General features: G+C 51.9%; 22 protein-coding genes. 21 read left to right on the top strand and 1 reads right to left on the bottom strand.

The genetic code is table 11. The features are described from left to right. The first annotated feature begins 117 nt into the window (after positions 1 to 117). The 21 genes from AC07VV_RS00300 to AC07VV_RS00200 all read left to right on the top strand — a co-directional run bounded on the left by AC07VV_RS00300 (position 118) and on the right by AC07VV_RS00200 (position 20,483). Positions 118 to 1,572 carry a flavin-containing monooxygenase gene (locus tag AC07VV_RS00300; protein WP_495034783.1) on the top strand — a complete coding sequence of 485 codons (1,455 nt, stop codon included), beginning with the start codon at positions 118 to 120 and terminating at the stop codon, positions 1,570 to 1,572. 15 nt (positions 1,573 to 1,587) lie between these two features. Continuing rightward, positions 1,588 to 2,526 carry an alpha/beta fold hydrolase gene (locus AC07VV_RS00295; RefSeq protein ID WP_495034782.1) on the top strand — a complete coding sequence of 313 codons (939 nt, stop codon included), beginning with the start codon at positions 1,588 to 1,590 and terminating at the stop codon, positions 2,524 to 2,526. A gap of 111 nt (positions 2,527 to 2,637) precedes the next feature. Next, a complete protein-coding gene (hglS, locus tag AC07VV_RS00290; protein WP_495034781.1) occupies positions 2,638 to 4,017 on the top strand; it encodes a 2-oxoadipate dioxygenase/decarboxylase HglS in 1,380 nt (459 codons plus the stop codon). A gap of 319 nt (positions 4,018 to 4,336) precedes the next feature. Further along, complete coding sequence (locus tag AC07VV_RS00285) at positions 4,337 to 4,852, top strand: Hcp family type VI secretion system effector (RefSeq protein WP_007918282.1); 516 nt, start codon at positions 4,337 to 4,339, stop codon at positions 4,850 to 4,852. Positions 4,853 to 4,978: 126 nt separating this feature from the next. Beyond that, entirely contained in the window at positions 4,979 to 7,021 is a 2,043-nt protein-coding gene (locus AC07VV_RS00280; protein ID WP_495034780.1) for a type VI secretion system Vgr family protein, read from the top strand. Then, positions 7,009 to 7,401, top strand: a complete 393-nt coding sequence (locus AC07VV_RS00275) for a hypothetical protein (RefSeq protein ID WP_495034779.1) — start codon at positions 7,009 to 7,011, stop codon at positions 7,399 to 7,401. The genes AC07VV_RS00280 and AC07VV_RS00275 overlap by 13 nt, the downstream gene beginning before the upstream one ends. A gap of 24 nt (positions 7,402 to 7,425) precedes the next feature. Then, positions 7,426 to 8,169 carry a DUF4123 domain-containing protein gene (locus AC07VV_RS00270; protein WP_495034778.1) on the top strand — a complete coding sequence of 248 codons (744 nt, stop codon included), beginning with the start codon at positions 7,426 to 7,428 and terminating at the stop codon, positions 8,167 to 8,169. After that, a complete protein-coding gene (locus tag AC07VV_RS00265; RefSeq protein ID WP_495034777.1) occupies positions 8,166 to 13,022 on the top strand; it encodes an RHS repeat-associated core domain-containing protein in 4,857 nt (1,618 codons plus the stop codon). Before AC07VV_RS00270 ends, AC07VV_RS00265 begins: the two co-directional genes overlap by 4 nt. Positions 13,023 to 13,027: 5 nt before the next feature. Further along, a complete protein-coding gene (locus AC07VV_RS00260) occupies positions 13,028 to 13,396 on the top strand; it encodes a hypothetical protein (protein WP_495034776.1) in 369 nt (122 codons plus the stop codon). Between the two features lie 117 nt (positions 13,397 to 13,513). Next, entirely contained in the window at positions 13,514 to 13,933 is a 420-nt protein-coding gene (locus AC07VV_RS00255) for a hypothetical protein (protein ID WP_495034775.1), read from the top strand. Positions 13,934 to 14,099: 166 nt separating this feature from the next. Then, complete coding sequence (locus AC07VV_RS00250) at positions 14,100 to 14,450, top strand: hypothetical protein (protein WP_495034774.1); 351 nt, start codon at positions 14,100 to 14,102, stop codon at positions 14,448 to 14,450. A gap of 85 nt (positions 14,451 to 14,535) precedes the next feature. After that, the gene (locus AC07VV_RS00245; RefSeq protein ID WP_495034773.1) at positions 14,536 to 14,988 is read left to right on the top strand and encodes a hypothetical protein; all 453 of its coding nucleotides are present in this window, start codon (positions 14,536 to 14,538) and stop codon (positions 14,986 to 14,988) included. A 382-nt stretch (positions 14,989 to 15,370) separates the two neighbouring features. After that, positions 15,371 to 15,682 (top strand): hypothetical protein, encoded by a 312-nt coding sequence (locus tag AC07VV_RS00240; RefSeq protein ID WP_495034772.1) that lies wholly within the window; start codon positions 15,371 to 15,373, stop codon positions 15,680 to 15,682. Between the two features lie 144 nt (positions 15,683 to 15,826). Continuing rightward, positions 15,827 to 16,270, top strand: coding sequence for an SMI1/KNR4 family protein (locus tag AC07VV_RS00235; protein ID WP_495034771.1), 444 nt, complete (start codon positions 15,827 to 15,829; stop codon positions 16,268 to 16,270). Positions 16,271 to 16,538: 268 nt separating this feature from the next. Further along, the gene (locus AC07VV_RS00230; protein WP_495034770.1) at positions 16,539 to 16,928 is read left to right on the top strand and encodes an immunity 22 family protein; all 390 of its coding nucleotides are present in this window, start codon (positions 16,539 to 16,541) and stop codon (positions 16,926 to 16,928) included. Between the two features lie 82 nt (positions 16,929 to 17,010). Further along, positions 17,011 to 17,652 (top strand): hypothetical protein, encoded by a 642-nt coding sequence (locus tag AC07VV_RS00225; RefSeq protein WP_495034769.1) that lies wholly within the window; start codon positions 17,011 to 17,013, stop codon positions 17,650 to 17,652. Positions 17,653 to 17,727: 75 nt separating this feature from the next. Beyond that, positions 17,728 to 18,198, top strand: coding sequence for a hypothetical protein (locus AC07VV_RS00220; RefSeq protein ID WP_495034768.1), 471 nt, complete (start codon positions 17,728 to 17,730; stop codon positions 18,196 to 18,198). 76 nt (positions 18,199 to 18,274) lie between these two features. After that, a complete protein-coding gene (locus AC07VV_RS00215; RefSeq protein ID WP_495034767.1) occupies positions 18,275 to 18,577 on the top strand; it encodes a hypothetical protein in 303 nt (100 codons plus the stop codon). A 257-nt stretch (positions 18,578 to 18,834) separates the two neighbouring features. Further along, complete coding sequence (locus tag AC07VV_RS00210) at positions 18,835 to 19,179, top strand: hypothetical protein (protein WP_493072760.1); 345 nt, start codon at positions 18,835 to 18,837, stop codon at positions 19,177 to 19,179. A 453-nt stretch (positions 19,180 to 19,632) separates the two neighbouring features. Next, the gene (locus AC07VV_RS00205) at positions 19,633 to 20,055 is read left to right on the top strand and encodes a hypothetical protein (protein WP_495034766.1); all 423 of its coding nucleotides are present in this window, start codon (positions 19,633 to 19,635) and stop codon (positions 20,053 to 20,055) included. Then, the gene (locus AC07VV_RS00200; protein ID WP_495034765.1) at positions 20,052 to 20,483 is read left to right on the top strand and encodes a hypothetical protein; all 432 of its coding nucleotides are present in this window, start codon (positions 20,052 to 20,054) and stop codon (positions 20,481 to 20,483) included. The genes AC07VV_RS00205 and AC07VV_RS00200 overlap by 4 nt, the downstream gene beginning before the upstream one ends. Positions 20,484 to 20,538: 55 nt before the next feature. Here AC07VV_RS00200 and AC07VV_RS00195 read toward each other — a convergent pair whose 3' ends face one another. Then, a complete protein-coding gene (locus tag AC07VV_RS00195; protein WP_495035911.1) occupies positions 20,539 to 21,354 on the bottom strand; it encodes a VanW family protein in 816 nt (271 codons plus the stop codon). Positions 21,355 to 21,403: the final 49 nt, after the last annotated feature.

Genomic DNA, 21,403 nt, shown 5'->3' with positions numbered 1-21,403 from the left:
TAAATAGCCATCACCGGCCAGCGGCCGAATACCCCGCCATTTCCATCACACGGCAGGCGAATGATTGGCTATACATGAAAGGAAGAAAATGGAAAAAAGACTCTAAGAAGGAGGACCATGCAGACCTATCAAGTGTTGATCATCGGCAGCGGGTTTGGCGGCCAGTGTGCGGCGGTCAATTTGCTCAAGGCCGGCATCGACGATTTTCGCTTGCTGGAGCGGCGGGACTTTTTCGGCGGCACCTGGTGCCAGAACACTTACCCCGGCGCGGCGGTGGATGTGCCGTCGCCCCTGTATTCCCTGTCGTTCGCGCCCTACCCCTGGACGCAGATGTTCGCCGAACAGGGTGAACTGCATCACTACACCGAACACGTGATCGAGCGTTTCGGCCTGCGCGACCGGGTGGAACTGCAAGCCAATGTCGAACGCATCGAATGGGATGACACCGAGAAACGCTGGGCCGTACACACCGGCACCAAAGGCACGTTTTACGCACAGTTCCTGATCAATGCCACCGGGCCGCTGAGCCAGCCGGTCGTCCCACATTTCCCCGGTCAGGATCGCTTTCAGGGCAAGACCTTTCATACAAACAATTGGGATCACAGCTACGACTATCGCGGTAAACGCGTGGCCATCGTCGGCAGCGGCGCCAGTGCGGCGCAGGTGATTCCGACCATTGCGCCGCAGGTTGAGCAACTGCATGTCTTTCAACGTACGCCGCATTGGGTGCTGCCCCGCCCCGACCGCAAATTCGGGCCTTTCCAGCGCTGGCTGCTGGGTCTGAAACCGGCCTACAAACTGTTGCGCTGGATGATCTACTGGCAGTTCGAAACCCGGGTCATCGCCTTCAAATATTCAAAACCGGCGATTCACATGGTGCAGCACCAGGCCCTGAAATTCCTCAAACACCAGGTAACGGATCCCGAACTCCAGCGAAAACTGACGCCGGACTTCACCATCGGCTGCAAACGGGTACTGGTCTCCAGCACTTACTACCCGGCGCTGACCCGCCCTAACGTGACGCTGCACAGCCGCGAGCAAGGCATCGCCAGCCTCGACGAAACCGGCATCGTCACCACGGACGGCCAGCACATCGACGTTGATCTGATCGTGTGGTCGACCGGTTACGACGCCACCGATGGCGTGATTTCCTACCCGGTCAGCGGAAAAAACGCCGTGCAATTGCGCGATGTCTGGGCGCAATACCCGCGCGCCTACCTCGGCACCAGCCTGCCGGACTTTCCCAACCTGTTTATCGTCACCGGGCCGAACACCGGCATCGGTCACACCTCGGCGCTGTTCATCATCGAATCGCAGATGAACTACATCCTCGACTGCATCCGCACCGTGCAGGCCAAAGGTCTACGCAGCATCGAAGTTCGCCCCGAAGCAGAACGTACCTACACTCAGATGATTCATCGGGAGATGGAGCGCACGGTCTGGAAAACCGGCGGCTGCCACAGTTGGTATCAAAGCAAGAGCGGTCATGTGATCGCAATGTTCCCGGGCTTCAGTTTCAGCTATCACCGGTTGACCCGGGCGCTGAAACCGGCCGACCACATTCTGTCTTGAACAAGGAAGACGTCGATGCTCTTGCTGTTTGTCGCCCTCGCGGTTTTCGTGGCCTGGAGCTGGTTGAGCTACCCGGCGGTCGGCCACTGGCTCTACGATCTGAGCGCGGCCCTGGAGGCCAAGCTGTACCGGTTGCACAAAATTGAAGTGCCGATTGCCGAAATGACCGTGTCGACCTGGCAAGGCGGGCCCTATGAAGCGTCGAGCAGCATTTTGATGTTGCATGGCTACAGCGCGGAAAAGAACCTGTGGCTGCGCTTCGCCCGGCATTTCGTCAGCCAGTATCGAGTGATCATCCCGGACCTGGCCGGCCACGGCGAAACCGGCTTCAAGGCGGGCGGTGGCTACGACATCGCGGTGCAGGCCAAGCGCATGATCCAGTTGCTCGACGTCTGCGGGGTCGAGAAAGTCCACGTGATCGGCAACTCCATGGGCGGTTACATCGCCGCGTGGCTGGCGGCGACCTACCCCGATCGCATCGCTTCGGTGGCCTTGATCGACCCGGCCGGCGTCACGGCGCCGGAGCCCAGCGACATGGAGCGTCACCTGGCCCGTGGGCACAATCCGTTTCTGATCAATTCCCGGGAAGAATTCCGACGCTTCTATGCGATGACCATGGCTTCGCCACCCTGGGTGCCGGGGCTGGTACTGGATGCCATCGCCCAGCGCTACGAACAACGCCGGGATGAACTGGAGGAGATCTTCCGGGATTTCCGCGCCAGTCCGCCGATGGAGCCGAAACTCCCGGACATCAAATGCCCGGGGCTGTTGCTCTGGGGCCGCAAGGATCGGTTGATCGACGTCAGCAGCGTGCCGGTGTGGAGCAAGGGCATCACCAATCTGCGGGTCGATGTGTGGGACGGCGTCGGTCATATGCCGATGGTCGAACAGCCGTCGAACACGGCACGTTTGTATCGGGAGTTTCTGGGGGAGAATTCGCGTCAGGACAGGTAAACGGTCAGTCGTTGGCAGAATGAAGTTCGTAGGATTCTTCGTTTGCCCGCGTCGGCGAAGGCTGCGATCTTTTGCCACATCCTTTACGTGACCGTGCCAGGAATTTTTTTCATGACCGTGCAGCCTTTCGTCAGCCCCGACCTGATCCGCCAACGCTTCTCCAAAGCGATGTCCGACATGTACCGCGAAGAAGTGCCGCTGTACGGCGCCTTGATGGAACTGGTGGAACAGACCAACCGCGAAGTACTGGCACGCGAGCCTCAGATCGCCAGTCAACTGCACAGCACCGGCGAAATCGAACGGCTGGACATGGAGCGCCATGGCGCAATCCGCGTTGGCACCGCCACTGAACTGGCCACCCTCGCCCGCCTGTTTGCGGTGATGGGCATGCAACCCGTGGGTTATTACGACCTTACGCCCGCCGGAGTGCCTGTGCACTCCACGGCGTTCCGCGCGGTGCATGAAGATGCGCTGCAGGTCAGCCCGTTCCGGGTGTTCACTTCGTTGCTGCGACTGGAGTTGATCGAAGATGCCGAGCTGCGCGCCTTCGCTCAATCGGTGCTGAATCAGCGTTCGATCTTCACCCCGGCCGCGCTGCGCCTGACCGAGCAGGCCGAATCCGCTGGCGGGCTGAATGAATCCGAAGCCGGGGAATTTGTCCTGCAAGCGCTGGAGACTTTTCGCTGGCACCACAGCGCCACCGTCACCGCCGCGCAATACCAGACTCTCAGCGCCCAGCATCGTCTGATCGCCGATGTCGTGGCGTTCAAGGGCCCGCACATCAACCACCTGACCCCACGCACCCTGGACATCGACATCGTTCAGGCTCAGATGCCGTTGCATGGCATCACGCCCAAAGCGGTGATCGAAGGGCCGCCGCGCCGGCAGCATCCGATCCTCCTGCGTCAAACCAGTTTCAAGGCGCTGGACGAGCCGATCGCCTTCACCGACCAGACGCAAACCCGTGGCAGCCACAGCGCCCGGTTCGGCGAAATCGAACAACGCGGCGCGGCACTGACCCCCAAGGGCCGCGCGCTGTACGACCGCCTGCTGAATGCGGCGCGGGATGAATTGGGCGATTTCCCCAACGAGGCCAACGCCTCACGCTACAACGCGCTGATGACCCAGCACTTCAGCGAATTCCCTGACAGCCTTGAGGGCATGCGCGAGCAGGAATTGGCGTACTTCCGTTATTTCCTGACAGACAAAGGGCTTGCGGCGAGTCGTCCCGCTGATGTTTCGCTGCAAGCGCTGTTACGCGATGGGTACGTGAAAGCCGAGCCGCTGGTGTACGAAGATTTCCTGCCGGTCAGTGCGGCGGGGATTTTTCAGTCAAACCTGGGGGATACGGCGCAGACGCACTATGGCGAGCACTCCAATCGTCAGGCGTTCGAACAAGCTTTGGGGCGTTCGACCATCGATGAATTGAAGTTGTATGCCGAGACGCAACAGCGTTCGATAGAAGAATGCCTCACCGTGCTGACTCGGTAAGGCGACGAAGCGGCGTTTGGCCATACTGCGCAAGAAGTTGCGCAGTTGTACGTAATAAAACACCCCTTAAAACCGCTGTAGGCCATGCCGTTCAAGGCCTCCAGCCAAGTGCGCAAGAAGTTGCGCAGTACTGCGCAACTTCTTGCGCACTTTTTGCCTGAAACGCTGCCTTTTTTCGGCGAATTCAATGAAGCTCTAAGCCAAGCCCTTGGTTTATAAGGCTTCCAAAATCTTGGCACGCTCTTTGATAACAGTCAGGCACCCACCGGGCGATTTCGCCTCCCGGGCACCCTAACTTTATCCGCAAGGAGAGCATCCCATGGCAACACCAGCGTACATGTCGGTTACCGGCGAAAAACAAGGCCTGATCACTGCCGGCGCCTTCACCGCCGACTCCGTTGGCAACACCTACCAGGAAGGCCACGAAGACCAGGTTATGGTTCAGGCTTTCACCCACGACGTGATCATCCCGCGTGACCCGCAATCCGGTCAGCCAACCGGTCAGCGCGTTCACAAGCCAGTTGTGATCACCAAGGTCTACGACAAGGCTTCGCCACTGCTGCAAGCCGCTCTGACCTCTGGCGAGCGCATGAGCGAAATCGTTATCCAGTGGTACCGCACTTCGGCTCAAGGCACCCAAGAGCACTACTACACCACCAAACTGGAAGACGCGATCATCGTCGCCATCAACAACAAAATGCACAACTGCCAGGATCCAGGCAATTCGCACTTCACCCACCTGGAAGAAGTGCAGTTCACCTACCGCAAAATCACCTGGACCCACGAAGTATCCGGTACTTCGGGTTCCGATGACTGGCGTGCTCCAGTCGTTTAATTACGGCTGATCGTTTCAAGCATCGGCCAGCTCTGCTGGTCGATGTTGTTTACGCCCTCCAGAATTTCGCGTGCGTTGATCGTTTAGCGGTCGACGAACGCCGCTGTACAGCACGAGGAACAAGGGATGTTCGCGCCGGCCAATGAAACCCACTTTGCCCTGACCGTCGAAGGTCTTTCCAACGACTTTCAGGTGTTTACCCTCACCGGTCGGGAAGCCATCAGCCAACCTTTTGTGTTCGAGGTGGAGCTGGTCAGTGAGCAGCCGTCGCTGGACCTCGAAACCCTGCTGCACAAGCCGGCCTTTTTGCAGCTGTCGCCCGACGGCAGCGGCATCCACGGCCTGATCTACCGCGCCGCGCAAGGCGATTCCGGCAAGCGCCTGACGCGCTATTCCGTAACCCTGCGCCCGCAACTGGCGTACCTCGCGCACCGGATCAACCAGCGGATCTTCCAGAACCTCAGCGTGCCGAAAATCATCGGCAAGGTCCTCGAAGAACACGGCATCCAGGGTAACGCCTATGAGTTCCAGACCGGTTCGATCTACCCCGACCGCATCTACTGCGTGCAGTACGACGAATCGGACCTGCATTTCATCCAGCGCCTGTGCGAAGAAGAAGGCATTCACTACCACTTCCAGCACAGCGCCACGGCGCACAAACTGGTGTTCGGCGACGACCAGACGGTGTTCCACAAACTGGCACCGGTGGCCTATCAGCAGGACTCCGGCATGGTCGCCAGCGACCCGGTGATCAAGCGCTTCGACCTGCGCCTGGAAACCCGCACCAGCCGCACCACCCGCCGCGACTACGACTTCGAAAAACCGCGGATCACCCTCGAAAGCGAAAACCGCGGCGACGCCCTGCCCGACCTCGAGGATTACGACTACCCGGGCCGTTTCGTCGACCGCGAGCGCGGCAAACACCTGGCCAAACGCGCCCTCGAACGCCATCGCAGCGACTTCCAGCTCGCCGAAGGCAAGAGCGACCAGCCGCTGCTGGTCAGCGGCCATTTCCTCGCGCTGAAAGAACACCCGAAGGCCAAGTGGAACGACCTGTGGCTGCTCACCGAAGTCCATCACGAAGGCAAGCAGCCGCAAGTGCTGGAAGAATCGGTGACCAGCGACACCACCGCGCTGAAAGACGATTTCCATCAGGGCTACCGCAACCGCTTCCAGGCCACCCCGTGGGACGTGCCGAACCGCCCGCCCCTGCGCCACCCGAAACCGCGCATCCTCGGCAGCCAGAGCGCCGTGATCACCGGGCCGAAAGGCCAGGAAATCCACTGCGACGAATACGGCCGCGTCAAAGTCCAGTTCCACTGGGATCGCGAAGGCCAGGCCGACGACAAGACCAGCTGCTGGTTGCGCGTCTCCAGCGCCTGGGCCGGCGCCCAGTACGGCGGCATCGCCATTCCGCGCATCGGCATGGAAGTGCTGGTGACCTTCCTCGAAGGCGACCCCGACCAGCCGCTGATCAGTGGCTGCCTGTACCACAAGGAAAACACCGTCCCGTACGCCCTGCCGGCGAACAAGACGCGCACCACTTTCAAGACCCTGAGTTCCATGGGCGGCGGTGGCTTCAACGAACTGCGCATCGAAGACAAGAAAGGCCAGGAACAGATCTTCCTCCACGCCCAGCGCGACTGGGACGAAAACATCGAACACGACCAGAAGATCCGCGTCGGCAACGAACGCCACGACGTCGTGGAAAAGAACAGCTACAGCGAGTTCAAGGCCGAAGAACACCACACCGTCTACGAAGACCGCAAAGTCGAAGCCCGCGCCAACGACCACCTGACCGTCGGTGTGAACCAGCACATCAAGATCGGCACCGGGCAATTCATCGACGCCGGGCAGGAAATTCACCTGAGCAGCGGGATGAAAGTGGTGCTGGAGGCTGGGGCTGAGCTGACGTTGGTCGGGGGTGGCAGCTTCATCAAGATCGATGGCGGCGGCGTGACCATGAGCGGGCCGGCGATCAACATCAATTCCGGCGGTGGGCCGGGGAGCGGCACGGGGGCGGCGCCATTGATGCCGGGCGTACTGAAACAGGCCGATGCCGACAAGGCTGGCGCCGTACTGACCCCGGCGCAGATCAATACCCTCAAGCGTAATGCGCCGTTTTGTGAAGAGTGTGAGAAGTGTAAGGCAGGGGCATGCGCGATCTGACTTGCGGGCGCCATACGCGAACAAATTTCATAGCGCTCAGAGGCCGAGTCAATCTGCGCGTTTTGTCATGCTGTTTATCAGGTGTCTTGCTGACTCAACCGCAGACCGCCTCCGCAGCCGAGCGTCGCAGCGCTGTACCCGACGACGTCTCCAGCTACGTAATCAAGAGAAACAACTGTGACTCGCTTCGCGGTGATATTCCCGAGTACGACCCGGCCGACCCTGACAACATCAATCGGTTCGTCAGCAATGCAAACACGTACTGCAAGGGAACAGATCAGCAGCTCAAGCAGTTGAAAGAAAAATACTCGGGAAGCGAAAGCGTTCTGCGCAAACTTTCGGGTTACGAAGAAAACATTGAAGCGGACATGAGTTTTTAGACTCACCCATCAAGGACGGTTGTTGTGGCATCTGAAAAAATCACTCCCCAGGCCTGGCTCTCCGCGCACCCGCTCAAGGCGAACGAACGCCTGTACCTGATCGTCAGCGCCGCCAGCGATGCCGAAGCGCTCAAAGCCTTGTATCAGAGCGAACCGTCCGTCCAGGCCATTCCCGTCTGGGGTGGAACGCCCTACTCCACCTGGCAACCGGTGATGCCTTACGTCGCCGAACTCAAGGCCAACTCGGCCTTCCTGCCCTGGATCACCGAAACCGACGCCCTCGACTGGGGCTGGCTGGCGGTCTCCCGCTCGGAACCCAACGAAGTCTTCGAACACCTGCGCAGCCTGACCCAGGTGAAAATGCCGGACGGGACCGAGGTGTTTTTCCGGTTCTGGGATGGGCGGCATATTTATCCGATTCTTGAAGGGCTGGGTGAGAGCGCTGGGGAGGTGCTGCCGGTGTTTGAGCGGTATCTGGTCAATGGCCGCAGCCTGGAAGTCGGGCCGAGGGTGGTGCCGAAGGCGAGGGATTGGCCGTGGTGGGAGGTGCCGAAAGATCTGTTGGACGGTTTGATGACCGAAAACCCGTCGACCGTGATCGGCAACATGATGCAGTGGCTGCTAGACGAACATGCCGACCTGTACTTCTCGTTCCCTGAATCGAACCTGCAAAAGAAAGTGGCGCGCTTCGTAAAACGCACGCCACTCACGGAAGAAAATTTTACCGGCCTGCTGAAGGCCCATCTGGAAAGTGAGGTGGCTGTATGAGCATTTTGATGGGCGGGATTGTTGGCAGCCTCAACGCAAAACAACCTGACGCTCAGGCCATCATCAGCGACTTCAAGAAGTGTCTGAAGGATTATCGCGAGCATGCCGAAGCCTGGTACGGCGGTATTCTGGACGCAGAGCAGCAGTTCAAGGTCGGTGACGAAGTCGGCACGGCGGACAAGGACAGCAAAAAGGAAAATACCCTTTATGCCAACTGCCCGGCGAACGGCAAGCTCGTGCTCGTACACAGTTTCGAATCCGCTCGCTTTGTGCCGATCGGCAATACGCCGGTACGTCTGACGCCTGTGGTCGATGGTCGCTTCGTTGGCAAAAACGAAGTGGGGCCGGCGATCAACAAGACTATCGATGCGACCGGCATCCTCGAAGTCTCGGGCCTTACACCGAACCAACAATACAAGATCACCTTCTTCCCCAACCCTACGCCTGCCCAGATCGATAGTCTGTTCAACTCCTATCAGGGGGTAATCGGCGAACTTGGAGGCTGGTTACAGACGGAGTGGAGCACCAGTTTCCTACCGCTCTGGCAAGCGCACACGGATGCCTCGCTGGGCGGGCGTGCCCTGCAAGAACTGGAAGCCGCGTGGGAAGGTTTTCTGAAAGCGATCATGGGTTTGTGGGGCGATATCAAAAGCCTCTATGACCTGGTTGCGCACCCTCGTGAGAACTACGAGAAACTGAAAAACTTCTTCACCGAAGAACAAATCAAGAAGATTTATGACGCCTCCGCCGAGGCCATTCACACTGCCCTGCTGATCGCCAGCGACGAACCACTGATGTGGATCTACGTCGCTGCCATCGTGGCCTGGGTGAAAATGCTGCCGCCGCAAACCTGCACCGAAGTTCTGGCTCAGATGAGCACGGAGTTCCTGCTGAACATTCTGGTCGGCGTCGTCCTGACTGGCGGTCTCGGTCTGGCAGTGCGTGTCGGCACGAAAGCCATCAAAGGCGTGCAAGCCAGCGGCAAAGTCGTGAAGCTGATTGAAGACTTCACGGGCATGCTGATGAAAGTCAGCAAATCCAAGGCGACACCGCATACCGAGGCGTCGAAGCCTTTGCTGCTTAATGGTGATTCGAAGTTCAACCCGGCGCGTAAGGCCGATGTTCAGATTGCCAGCCCCAAACCTGCTGAAACCGCTAAGGCACCTGAACAGAAACATCCTGTCAGCGGCGGAAAAGTTGAATCCGATGCGCAGGTTCAAGCCCGGAGAAAAAATGAACCTGTCTCTCGAGCAGAGCAAGTAGAAAAGGTCGACAACGCTCCAGATCAGTCGAAAAATCCGGCTGATCAACCCTCCAAGTGCTCCAGCGAAACGTGCGTTAAAGATGACCCAATTTCGATGGTAACCGGTGAGGAATTACTTACCCTAACCGACGGTGAACTTATTGGTTCGCTGGCTTTGGAATGGACCCGTCTGTATCGCAGCAGTGCGGTTGAAATAGACAGCCGTCTCGGTCATGGCTGGAGCCACTCGCTTTCACATCGTTTGCAACTCGACGACGAAGGTGTTTTGTGGATAGATAACGAGAATCGTCGGACTCGGTTCCCTATGCCGACGGAACAACGACCGGCTATTACGAATAGCCTTGCGCAAGCAGCAATCTTCCTGGGCGACGCACCCGGTGAACTCGTTCTGACCCAGGCCGGACCCAAAATACGCTTTTACCATTTCCGTGCCGGACGACTGACAACCATCAGTGACGCCTATGAAAACCGCCTGCACCTGAGTTATGACTTTGTTGATCGCATTCAGCGTATCGACAACGGTGCCGGACGTTCCCTGTTGCTTCGCTACGACGATCGCCACATTGTGGCAGTCGACCAACAGCAACAAAGTGCTGAATATAACGATCGCGGTGAGCGCCAAGATCCATGGCTGACCATCCAGACGATGGTCACCTACCGCTACAACGCTCGAAATCAACTCGTGTCGGCGATCAATGCTGAGGGTGAAGCCGAGCATTACCGCTACAACGAGCAACACGTCATTGTGGAGCGGCAACTTGCCGGTGGTGCCAGTTTCTTCTGGGAATGGGAGCGAGAGGGCAAACTCTCCCGCTGCGTTCGTCACTGGGCTAACTACTCGCAATTGGAAGCGCGCTACGAATGGGATGACAACGGCTCAGTCACCGCTTACAACTCGGACGGCAGCAATCAAGTCTATGTGCATGATGAGAATGCGCGCCTTATCAGTGAGACCGCACCCGACGGCGGCGAAACGCAAAACTCTTATGATGATCAAGGTCGTCTGATCGCAGTAAAAGACCCGATGGGCGCGATCACCGAATATCAGTACAGCGACGCAGGACGCTTGATTGCGGTGATACCGCCCGAGGGAGTTCCGACCCGTTATAACTATTTCAACGGCCAACTCATTGACGTTCAGCGGGACAAAGCCCGCTGGAAATACGAGCGCAATCGTCAGGGTGACATCACCCAACAAACCGATCCCAACGGCAACGAAACCCACTACAGCTACGACAGACAGGGCCGACTGGTAGAGATTCGCCACTCCGATGGCAGCCGTCATCAACTGGGCTGGAACAACCTCGGACAGTTGCTGGAAGAACGCTTACCAGATGGCGGCCAATGCAAGTACCGATACGATGCGCTTGGCCGGCAAATCACTCGTCAAGACGAATTCGGTGCCATTACTCAGTATGAGTGGGACGCCGTAGATCGCCTGACCCAAGTCACCCTGCCCGGTGGCGCCACCCGAGCCTTCACCTACAACCCATACGGACGCGTCACTGCCGAACGCGATGAGCTTGGCCGCGTCACCCGCTACGAATACGCCGATAACCTGCATCTGGTCAGCCGCCGCATCAACCCCGACGGCAGCCAGTTGCGCTATCGCTACGACAACTCGGGTCTGCTGCTCTCTGAAATCGAAAACGAACGCGGCGAGCACTACAAACTCGACTACTACGCCAACGGTTTGATCCAGCAGGAAACCGGTTTCGACGGCCGCCGCACCGCGTACGAATACGACCTCAACGGCCAGTTGCTGAAGAAAACCGAATTCGGCGACGACGGCAGCGCACTGGTCACCGAGTATCAGCGTGACACTGTCGGACGACTATTGGTGAAGACCCTCGCCGATGGCGAAGAGATTCATTACAGCTACGACGCTCTGGGTCGTCTGGTGAATGTCGACGACGGGCACTGGCCGCTTGCCTACGAATACGACGTGCAGGATCGTCTGATCACCGAGCATCAGGGTTGGGGTACCACGCGCTACGAATACGACAGCGTCGGACAACTGAGTCACTGCCGCCTCCCCGACGGCAGCACACTCGACTACTGCCATTTGTCCGGCGGACGTCTGAGCAGCATCGACCTCAACGGCTCACGCCTGACCAGCCACCAATTCAGCGCCGGTCGTGAACAGCAGCGCCAACAAGGCCTGTTGCTCAGCCAATACCAGTACGACGAACAAGGTCGCCTGCAAGCGCACAGCGTCAGCCAGCGCGAGAAAAACCTGTTCCAGCGTCGCTATAACTACGACGCCAACGGCAACCTCGCCGGCATCGACGACAGCCGCAAGGGCAATCGCAGCTTCCATTACGACCCGCTGGACCGCTTGACCAGCGTGCGTGGCGCGACACCGGAAACCTTCGCCCACGACCCGGCAGGCAACCTGCTCGGCCAGAACAACGAAGGCACAGCCAACCTCGCAAACGTCAAAGGCAACCGCCTGTTGATGCAGGGCGACCGCCATTACGACTACGACGCTTATGGCAACCTGATCCGCGAACGTCGCGGCACCGGACAGAAGCTCGTCACCGAATATCGCTACGACTGCCAGCATCGACTGATCGGCGCGAGCCTGCCGGGTGGCAGCACCGCATCCTACAAATACGACGCCTTCGGTCGTCGCATCGAGAAAGCCGTCGATGGCCAAACCACCGAGTTCCTGTGGCAAGGCGAACGCCTGATCGCCGAAAGCGGCGACAATCGTTATCGCACATACATCTACGAACCCGGCAGCTTCCGCCCGCTGGCCATGCTCGACGGCGAAGGCCCGCGCAAAGCAACGCCGTTTTACTACCAACTCGACCATCTGGGCACGCCGCAGGAACTCACTGACTACAGTGGCGAAATCATGTGGTCCGCGAAGTACCGTGCGTACGGCAACCTCGCTGCGCTGGATGTCAGCGAAATCGACAACCCGTTGCGGTTCCAGGGTCAGTATTTCGATGCGGAGACAGGGTTACATTACAACCGGCACCGCTACTACAATCCGGGGACCGGGCGGTTTCTGACTCCGGATCCGATCAAGCTTGCGGGTGGGTTGAATAACTACCAGTACGTGACTAACCCAACGGGCTGGATAGACCCACTGGGTCAAAGTGAGTGTCCAGGAGGAAACGACGGTGGTTCTGGATCATCGAAGAAGCCAGAGGATAAAGCTAAAGTAAATGAAGGGAAGCCAACGCCTCCCATTGCTGACAGAAAATTTAAACCAGGGGAAGACGTACGTCACTTCGAAAAGCACGGAGAGGAAATTGGGCAAACATTAGGCCAAGAAAATTATACTCTTGACCAGTATGTAGCTGACGCCAACTCAGTTATTCGTAATGGGACGTTTGCACCTGAACTAAACGCTTTTGTCGCAATTCCCGGAGGGGTAGGCTCCGCAAAAGGGCTGCTTGTTGGGGTTGATAGAGCTACTGGAGAAATTACCACAATGCACTTAAAATCCATTTCTTTTTTTGAAACCAAAGCTCCAAGCTTAGGATGGAAAGCACAACCAAAGTCTGTTAAGACAGACACGATAGGAGCAAATCCTCAGATCGGATGGAAATCTCCATACGGATTAAAAAAAGAGTGACACATATGCATGTAAAAAATATTAATTGGATTTCTACAGATTCCGAGGAAGCAGAGGTCGAAATCAGCGATGGAGAGTTCAATTTCGTCGCTTTTTCCCAACCATGCAGTGTGAATATTGGAGATACAATAGATGCACCATTGCATGTCTTCTCAATAAAAAATGTGATGCTCTGTGAAAATGATTCGACAGTGGGAATCTGGGATACAGAAAAACCGGGGCTTTCCAGAAAGGTCATCGCTAAAGTAGTAGACATTTCAGAGCAACTGGTAGCGGTGGGTGGAATTAGTCTACTTATCGAAGACTACTTACCAGGCGGAATAGATACTGGAGATCTCATCGAATTCAGATGCGCCCGAATTGACATCTGGTAGAAAACAAAAATGAAACCAAAGGGGACTAAAAACCAAAGCAAACAAGCCAAAGGGGGCAGATTCATTTTTCCTTGAAGAAAATAAATCTCTCCCGGTCCCCCCGCAAGGCATTCAAAAATGAGCTATTTCGACGAAGAACTTGAAAAAGAACTATCAGAATCGAGTATCGATTTCGAAAAATTAAAAAGGGAAGCACACGACGACTTCGCATCAGCCATCAACAAAAAATTTCCATTTTCTGGCTCCAAAATATCGTGGGACTCATTTCCCAACAGTATGAGCTACGCAAAAAGTGAGTATGACCACGCCTTTAGAGCAATATCAGAAAAAGTAAAGGCGCTAAGGATTACTGAGATAGTTTTCATCGGTGACGCCCTTACAGAGAGCGCATATAAAACCAGCACCAACGACTTCGAAACCACCTTGGCAATTTTCGCCAACATCCCTCAGCATACTTATTTTTTCTCAGACGACCTGAGTTTCATAGGTTGTATTAGTAGCGAAGGCGAAACCAACTTTAGCGAAATCCACTCTTAAAAACCCAATAAAATAAAATAAAATAAAATATGAGAGCCCAACTTGAATATAAAATCCAGCCCATACGAGTCCCAAGCGACTGGACGATTACAATAAATAACTTATACGAAGTAGAGCTTACACCTGATACAGAAAATAAATCTGTCCCCTTTTCAAAGTACGAACAATGAAACTACAACCAACCCTGGATATTTTGCCGTCTCTACTTTTCGCCTTTGACGTGGATAGCGATCAAAATGTTGAAGCAGAAGAACAGATAGCAAGTACAGACATAAACAACGAATTAGAGCTTACTAAGCTTTTCGACGCTTTTATCATGCCAGACTTCACAAGCCGAATAGCAAGCGAACAGCAATGGTATATAGACTCACTTACATTCTATCTAGAAAAGAACGAAAGCTTCAATCGAATCTTTTCAGACATGACAACATACTTCCCTGCCCCACCATCCAACAAACGCAACTTTATGAAAACATTACTAAACTGCCTTAAAAAGTACCAAGCCATAAATAAATAAAGCAACCAAAGGGAGCAACCAAAGGGGACAGATTTATTTTTCGTTTGAAACAACCAACCAAAGACAAACGAATAGGCAAGTAAAAATGTTCACTACCGACAAACATAAAATCCAAGAACATTGGCTTGAAGAAGCATACCCTCGACAAAATTCAATTACGTTAAACAATGGCTTCTACTGCCTTTTTGATTGTTCAGAAAAAGAAGAAAAACTAACAAAAAAAACATGGGTCCCGGCAAATGATTTCTTACTAGAGCACACCGACATATGCGAAGGCCTCTCGACCTCTTATACAGCAGAAGACTCTAACAACAATTTTTTTACTTGCGGCGAATGCTTAGCATCCGGAGATGACGGTTTCATTGCACTTTCCAAAAAAGACACCGACGAACTAGTTTGGCTGATCGTATTGAGCAGAACCAACCCATTTGAAAAAATCACTTTTCATAACTGCAACATCCATGTTCAATCTTCAAGCGGCACAGTGGCCATAGTACCCATTGATCGTCCAGACAATCTATCCATAGCATGGGCTTAACTCTAAAAACATAATAAAAAGGACAATCAAATTCAAAGGAAAGGATGCTCTTGGACAGTCAAGGAGTCAAAGGGGACCGATTTATTTTTCGTTAAAGAAAATAAGAAAATAAATCTGTCCCCTTTTCAGTCCCCTTTTCAGACGCTAACGGTCCAGGATCTTGGAGTGACTCACGCATAAGGGCAGAATTCGATACCTTACAACTTTATGTTGATGGGAAACCGCAAGCTCGAGTTCCTTTCTGGAAAGGTGATACTGATAAAACAAAGCTTGAACCAACAACCGAGGCTTACAAAGAGTACGGTGACGGCGGTGCTCAGCAGGTACACCTCGACAGGAAAACAGTAAAGTTCGATAAAATCGATATTCTTCCGGAGGAATAATGCAAAACTTTTACGTGATTGGCAAAAAGGATTTCGAACCTGAGATACCAAACAGCCCTGAGTGGCCAAAATTTATTGGATATTGTTACGATAGCAATTCATTCCTTTTCATTGAAGGCAACGGCTATGGATTCAATGGCATTGTCTTACCCGAAGCAATTGCTAGAGAACCACGCTGGGATAGACTATTTGAAATACTCGACGCAAACTGGTTTCTACAACTAATAGACAACAAACCAAGACCAGACAAAGCGCTAATGGAAACCAATATAAAATCAAAAACCGGCATCATTGAAATAATACAGTCATAGAAATCCAAAAGACAGCCAACAATGGGGAGATTTTTTTGTGAAGAAAATAAATCTATCTCCTTTTCAGAAGCTTGAACTGCAATATTAAAAATTCAGAAATGGTTATTGTAAAGAACGAGCCAAAGACTTTGAGTGAGGATACAAATGTATAATTATCAAAGTCTAATAAAAAAACTCGAAAACTCCGACGAAGAAACTTTTTGGTTTGGAGCATGCGATGCGGAGCAGATCGAAAAACTTGAAAAAATTTTGGGGTTAAAATTTCCGCTAGATTTTTCTGAGTTCCTCAAAATTTGCGGAGGCGGCGCAGTAGACTCAGAAATATGTGGCATTGAGGATAATGACGCCACTATAGAGTCAGGCTCAACAATAAACTACAGTACTACATATTGCAGATCAGAATTTGAACTACCTACACATTTAGCCGTCATCTACTTCAAAGATGACGAAGTCTGCTGGGCAATAGATTGCAGCCCATCCGGAAGCGGAAGGGTTATAAGTTACGACTTATTCAACAAGAAACCCTCCAAAACAATTGCAGAAAATTTTTATGCTTTTTTTGAAGAGTATGTAGAATTAAGATCCTAAAAACTGCGACCATATTCGAATTCAAAAGCATCCAAAGGAAAAACTTCTTAGTCGGTCTCAAGATAAGGTTAAAAGCCGCCACACCCTGCAGCTTTGGCGGCTAAAAAACTAAACGGGGACGACTTATTTTTCTCTGACAAACATAAATTTGCATCTCTTTACAGTCCTTGCGCCCTTCAGAACAAAATTTAATCTGCCTACTTTTCATAACCCCAAAGACTAGGCAGCAGCGTGACTTCCTTCAGGCCTCAATAGTTAAGGTACAAAAATGGAAGAAACAAAAACAGTCTCAATCTGGACTGCAAAAACTGACTGGGAGCCATCAACGCTCCAGGAAATAATGGTGCCGGCATACTCTGAAGATGGAAACTCGCTTGGATGCGAGTTCACAAATACATTTTCACTTGGTTTTATAGATAATGATTTTATCGAAGCTGACACAGTCGATAGCACCAATTCTCTCGAGAGTGCAATTGAAGGTTTTTCTTACGACTCCGATATATCCTCAGACATAAAATCAAAAAATATTCAGCCTACCAATCAAACAATAGATACTCTTATTGCAATATACGACTTCACTTTTCAAGGCAATCCACCAGCCCGCGTAATCCGAGGCAAAGAAATCACTTTCAGAGGCACATTTACATACAAAGAGTAGAGAACCAAAGGGATTAAAGACCATCGAAGGCGAGCAAATCGAACCCAAATCACTTGATCGGTTCACTATCGAGAAAGCAAAAATGATTTTTTCAATTGATATCACAGAGTGTTTTGGCGCGATCGACTCCGACAATGCAGGCGGGATTATAAGCTATATCAGCATCCCCCCCATCGAAAACCCTCGGGAAAAATTTCGCCTTAAGCTATCAAACTTCTTACTTAACTTGATCGACGAGCCCGTCATTGCCTCAATCAACAGGCAGAATTCAACCTTTTTGGAGAACATGACCGAAGACGGCTTCCTTATAATAAGACAAGCCAGTATTTCCTTTGAGTCAATAAAAGGCTACGAAAAACTATTGCGACTATTAAACCAAGATAACGGATATTTAACCCACGAACGCTACGGCCAAAATTTAAATACCGGAGACAAAATTTACGACATCAGCGGAAGACTTTTTTCGACTCCGGAGCTCTTGATTAACTTCGCATTCATTTCACCCAGCACTATAACACTTGAATTTAACTCGTCAGAGTACACATACATAGAGAGCTACCTTGAGCTTCAAAAGGCCTTAGAAGAATTAAATTCAAGAGAGAAACCTACTCAACCACCTCTCACAGGTCTATTCGACCCCACATATAGCAACACTCACACCACTAGCAACTTCGACGTTGGCTATCGCACCTACAATGAACAACCTTCCCTTTCCCGCTACTAATTGAAGCCAATGTGAAATTGAAAACAACATCATTGAATTGATAAAATCACCGTCACCAAAAACCAGGCCCACACAATGACGAGCAACTTCGAAATCGCACTGAACAAAAATGAATTCCCAGATTACTTCAGGGGCAAAGGAGAGTATTTCACGAGAGATCCAGACTGGGGCACTCAGTTGCATATCAGAAACTGGCAGGACTCGAGTGTATTTCTAAAACCATTGAACAACTCGACAGAAATACTGAAAAATGCATTCAGTTTGTATCTAATCACTGTAGAGCTCACGATAACCGATGCGCATGACCTTCTTGAAAACATTGGCTGCTATTACTACTTGAGAACCGAACAACCCTATCTGTCAAAAAACGGGTTCGATCTCATCCGAGATGCCAACAACGACGAAAAGCGAAGAATCTCGAAAATAATGTCATTTCTCAAAGAAACAGTTGCAACCAACAACATTCCTGAAAATCTCGAGCTCTTCAATCGTCGAGTAAACATGCTCATCAAAAATGGCGGACCAGACAATATAACCAACCTATAACATAGATCTAATATAGAAACATCGATTACAAAAACCAATATTACATACTTTCCTTTCTCAAGGTGTTAGATAAATCATGAAAAAAGACCTAGCCCGACTCGGAGCCAAAATAACTTTCGATGATATATCGCACCTTGATCAAGCGATCAAGCTCTCTCTCCTAATAAACAATTTGAAGGAGGATATGTTTCAAGCGATCTTCCCATGCGGCCAAATACTCAATATCGGATGGTATCCAGAATTCAGCACTCGCGGTTCCTTTGTAATCTCTCTAATCCACAATCAAGACTGGCAAAATCCGATTCATTGTGAAAAAGCCAAAAACTGGGCAGAACTGAAAATCGCGTTAGAGAACGTATTAAAAAACCTGGAAAGCTAGAATCGAAAAACGCTTCCGACACATGAAGCAAACCAGATGACTAAAGCAACATCACCACTATCCCCCCTCAATCATCCCCTCCAACACCTAACCCAAAGGGGACAGATTTATTTTTACAGAAACTCCAGTAAGCTATAACAACGGCGAGCTTACCAACCAGATAAGTATTAAACTAACAAAATCAGGACAACCTGTAATACACAGCTTCCCGGCTCCTCCAGATCAAGTTAAAAAATACATGAGAAAAACCAAACAATATGAGAACAAAACTTAAATACGAACTCCAACCCCTCCGAGTACCAAGTGGATGGACAATCACAATCAACAATCTTTACGAGGTTGATCTCACCCCAGAAACTGCAGAGTGGTTTAGTAGTTCAGTTTTACTAGGTGGTGCACGACAAACTACGGGACACTGCTTTGACTCCAGAGTTGAACCAGAAGGAGATCCAACGGGGGAGTTTGTAATTGAATTCCTAACGATCAAGTACGACAACAAAGGGAACCCTTTAAAAAATTCTGAGACATTCCTAGGGGAATTCAAAACAAAAAACAAGATGGAATTTATTAAAAAAATCGAAGATTTTATGCTTGAAGCATAACAAACCAATAGAACGTACCCAAAGGATAGAAATTTATTTTTTTCTGAAGAAAATAAACCTGAGGAGAGATCAATGTTAGAAAAAAATCAAACAATAGAAATCAATGGAGAGGATGCCTCTTGAGGTTCTAGCGGAAATTGAATTTATCTTGATTTCGCTGCACAAGATAGGAAGCTACTATTGCGACAAGCCTGTCAACGATTACCAAAAAGCAACTACCGACTTTATTGATAACGAGAACGTGACTCAAAGACTTACGAAGGTAAGAAAGATCATCACTACAAAATTTGACTCAACCCTCGGAGAGGATGACATGGACGATATTGAGCGTCATATGGAAGGAATCCAATTTTGGAAGCCTTAGAAAACCAAAGTGGACAGATTTATTCTTCGTTGAAGAAAATAAATCCATCCGCTTTTCACTTTTCTCCGTAAAGCAGTAGGATCATCTAGATGAATTATTTGGAAAAAGAAATCATATCAGCACTCGAAACAAACCTTCTAAAAATCCGGCAACTAAAAAACGAGGAATTAGAAGAAATAATTTCAAATATCAAAACCTGCTTCTTTGGCTCCAGCACAAAAAACCTTGACCCATTCAATCTAAAATCCGCGACAAAACAACACGACCCAGATTATTGGAAAAAAGTCGATTTCCTATACCCTTATGAGAAGCTAACATTAATCGTCCTAGATAACCAAGTACATGCCTGGACGCTTCAGTCATCATCCGATTTGAGAATCTTACTTTCAGAGACGACTGGCTTTCCATTCTGGATAACTAATGCAGCACTTAGCTTCTTAACTTATGTAGACGACCACGACTGCGTACATACAGCAACGCCTTTGCCCCCTCCAGCGATTAAACAATCATGATCTTCAAATCAGAATACAAAACCATTGACCCAACCTCTGTCACCTACCGCAGCCTTGGCTTCGGTGAGCCCTCTTCAAAAAATGCCAAAAATTATACTTTATCGATAAAAACCCAAGAACTCCCCGAGCACTTTCATGAGATAGCAAACGCATTCATTTCTGAATGCATACAAGACGACAAAAAACAAGGCTACGCCGACATCCCCGCATTACGAGATTGCGATTACCCGCCACTTTCAATTCTGATAAAAATCCACCCGGACGTAGCAGCTACTCTCATCAAGGACTACTTATTCTTTGAGCTGTTCTATTTGCTATTCCCATCAAAGGGAAAACTCGAACTGGTAATAAACTCGATTTCCGGGGTTTATTATTTGGACGATACGTTTCACTTATGCGGCGAAACGTATCCCTACCGAAACCTGTAATTGCGTTATTTCCGTCACGCGCTGGAAACCCTCAGGCAAGAAACACAACCTATTGCTACCTTTCAATGACTTGCTCCGCCACCTCATACTTAACCACCACCCGATTCCCATACAACCTCTCCCTCTCCACCAAAGCCCCCACCTGCCCCTTCTCCCTCACCTCCCGCCAAATCTCATTCTCCCGAAACACCCGTTCCCCCTCCCGCACAAACCGGTGCCCCAACTCAAACACGTGATACCGATACGCCCGTTCCCGATCACACAACAACTCTCCCTCCAGTTGCGTCTCCCCCACCTTCAGCTTCAGCTGAAAGCTCCGGTCCGTCGGGTTGTGCAGCACCAAGTCGATGTAGTTGTAGAAGATCGCCGCGCCAGAGCCGAACGGCAGGACGCGGCCGTCGTCCGGGAAGGGGTCGAAGCTGTGGTTGGCGCGTTCGATGACGACCAGGGGTGAGTGAATGGCCATCCAGTGGATGAGGTTGCTGAGTTGGCAGATGCCGCCGCCGATGCCGGTGCGGGCCTGGCCGAAGGACAGTTCCATGCCTTCGACATAGCCGCGTTGGCGGGTCGGGCGGCCGACGAGGCGGCAGAAGGAGAAATATTCGCCAGGCGCGATGGTGACGCCGTCGATGGCGGCGACGGCGAGTTTGAGGTTGATGACTTTGTTGTGTTGCAGCGCAAGGTCGGAGTCGCCGAGTTTACGGATCAGTTTGGAGGTGTGTTTGAGGTAGCGATACGGCAAGCGCTCGGACGTCGCGGCAGGTCGTGCGTAGCGTTTGCTCGAGCAGTGCCAGGCGATGTGGCGGAACAGTCTTTTTTGCCACACGCGCAGCCAATAGAGGGCCGGGTGGTAGAGGGAAAGTGGTTTCATCCGTGGCAAACGGCGCGGGCCGTTGTCTTCCTTGATCTGAAAATGGCGG

Source organism: Pseudomonas sp. GW821-FHT02C04 (assembly GCF_059421845.1).
The sequence above is the reverse complement of the archived record's forward strand: the minus strand, read 5'-3'. Positions and strand labels throughout refer to the sequence as shown.

What these genes read in the sequence shown, in the direction of transcription:
- AC07VV_RS00300 (WP_495034783.1), top strand. Translation starts at nt 118, where the DNA reads ATGCAGACCTATCAAGTGTTGATCATCGGCAGCGGGTTTGGCGGCCAG.
- AC07VV_RS00295 (WP_495034782.1), top strand. Translation starts at nt 1,588, where the DNA reads ATGCTCTTGCTGTTTGTCGCCCTCGCGGTTTTCGTGGCCTGGAGCTGG.
- hglS (WP_495034781.1), top strand. Translation starts at nt 2,638, where the DNA reads ATGACCGTGCAGCCTTTCGTCAGCCCCGACCTGATCCGCCAACGCTTC.
- AC07VV_RS00285 (WP_007918282.1), top strand. Translation starts at nt 4,337, where the DNA reads ATGGCAACACCAGCGTACATGTCGGTTACCGGCGAAAAACAAGGCCTG.
- AC07VV_RS00280 (WP_495034780.1), top strand. Translation starts at nt 4,979, where the DNA reads ATGTTCGCGCCGGCCAATGAAACCCACTTTGCCCTGACCGTCGAAGGT.
- AC07VV_RS00275 (WP_495034779.1), top strand. Translation starts at nt 7,009, where the DNA reads ATGCGCGATCTGACTTGCGGGCGCCATACGCGAACAAATTTCATAGCG.
- AC07VV_RS00265 (WP_495034777.1), top strand. Translation starts at nt 8,166, where the DNA reads ATGAGCATTTTGATGGGCGGGATTGTTGGCAGCCTCAACGCAAAACAA.
- AC07VV_RS00260 (WP_495034776.1), top strand. Translation starts at nt 13,028, where the DNA reads ATGCATGTAAAAAATATTAATTGGATTTCTACAGATTCCGAGGAAGCA.
- AC07VV_RS00255 (WP_495034775.1), top strand. Translation starts at nt 13,514, where the DNA reads ATGAGCTATTTCGACGAAGAACTTGAAAAAGAACTATCAGAATCGAGT.
- AC07VV_RS00250 (WP_495034774.1), top strand. Translation starts at nt 14,100, where the DNA reads ATGAAACTACAACCAACCCTGGATATTTTGCCGTCTCTACTTTTCGCC.
- AC07VV_RS00245 (WP_495034773.1), top strand. Translation starts at nt 14,536, where the DNA reads ATGTTCACTACCGACAAACATAAAATCCAAGAACATTGGCTTGAAGAA.
- AC07VV_RS00240 (WP_495034772.1), top strand. Translation starts at nt 15,371, where the DNA reads ATGCAAAACTTTTACGTGATTGGCAAAAAGGATTTCGAACCTGAGATA.
- AC07VV_RS00235 (WP_495034771.1), top strand. Translation starts at nt 15,827, where the DNA reads ATGTATAATTATCAAAGTCTAATAAAAAAACTCGAAAACTCCGACGAA.
- AC07VV_RS00230 (WP_495034770.1), top strand. Translation starts at nt 16,539, where the DNA reads ATGGAAGAAACAAAAACAGTCTCAATCTGGACTGCAAAAACTGACTGG.
- AC07VV_RS00225 (WP_495034769.1), top strand. Translation starts at nt 17,011, where the DNA reads ATGATTTTTTCAATTGATATCACAGAGTGTTTTGGCGCGATCGACTCC.
- AC07VV_RS00220 (WP_495034768.1), top strand. Translation starts at nt 17,728, where the DNA reads ATGACGAGCAACTTCGAAATCGCACTGAACAAAAATGAATTCCCAGAT.
- AC07VV_RS00215 (WP_495034767.1), top strand. Translation starts at nt 18,275, where the DNA reads ATGAAAAAAGACCTAGCCCGACTCGGAGCCAAAATAACTTTCGATGAT.
- AC07VV_RS00210 (WP_493072760.1), top strand. Translation starts at nt 18,835, where the DNA reads ATGAGAACAAAACTTAAATACGAACTCCAACCCCTCCGAGTACCAAGT.
- AC07VV_RS00205 (WP_495034766.1), top strand. Translation starts at nt 19,633, where the DNA reads ATGAATTATTTGGAAAAAGAAATCATATCAGCACTCGAAACAAACCTT.
- AC07VV_RS00200 (WP_495034765.1), top strand. Translation starts at nt 20,052, where the DNA reads ATGATCTTCAAATCAGAATACAAAACCATTGACCCAACCTCTGTCACC.
- AC07VV_RS00195 (WP_495035911.1), bottom strand. Translation starts at nt 21,354, where the DNA reads ATGAAACCACTTTCCCTCTACCACCCGGCCCTCTATTGGCTGCGCGTG.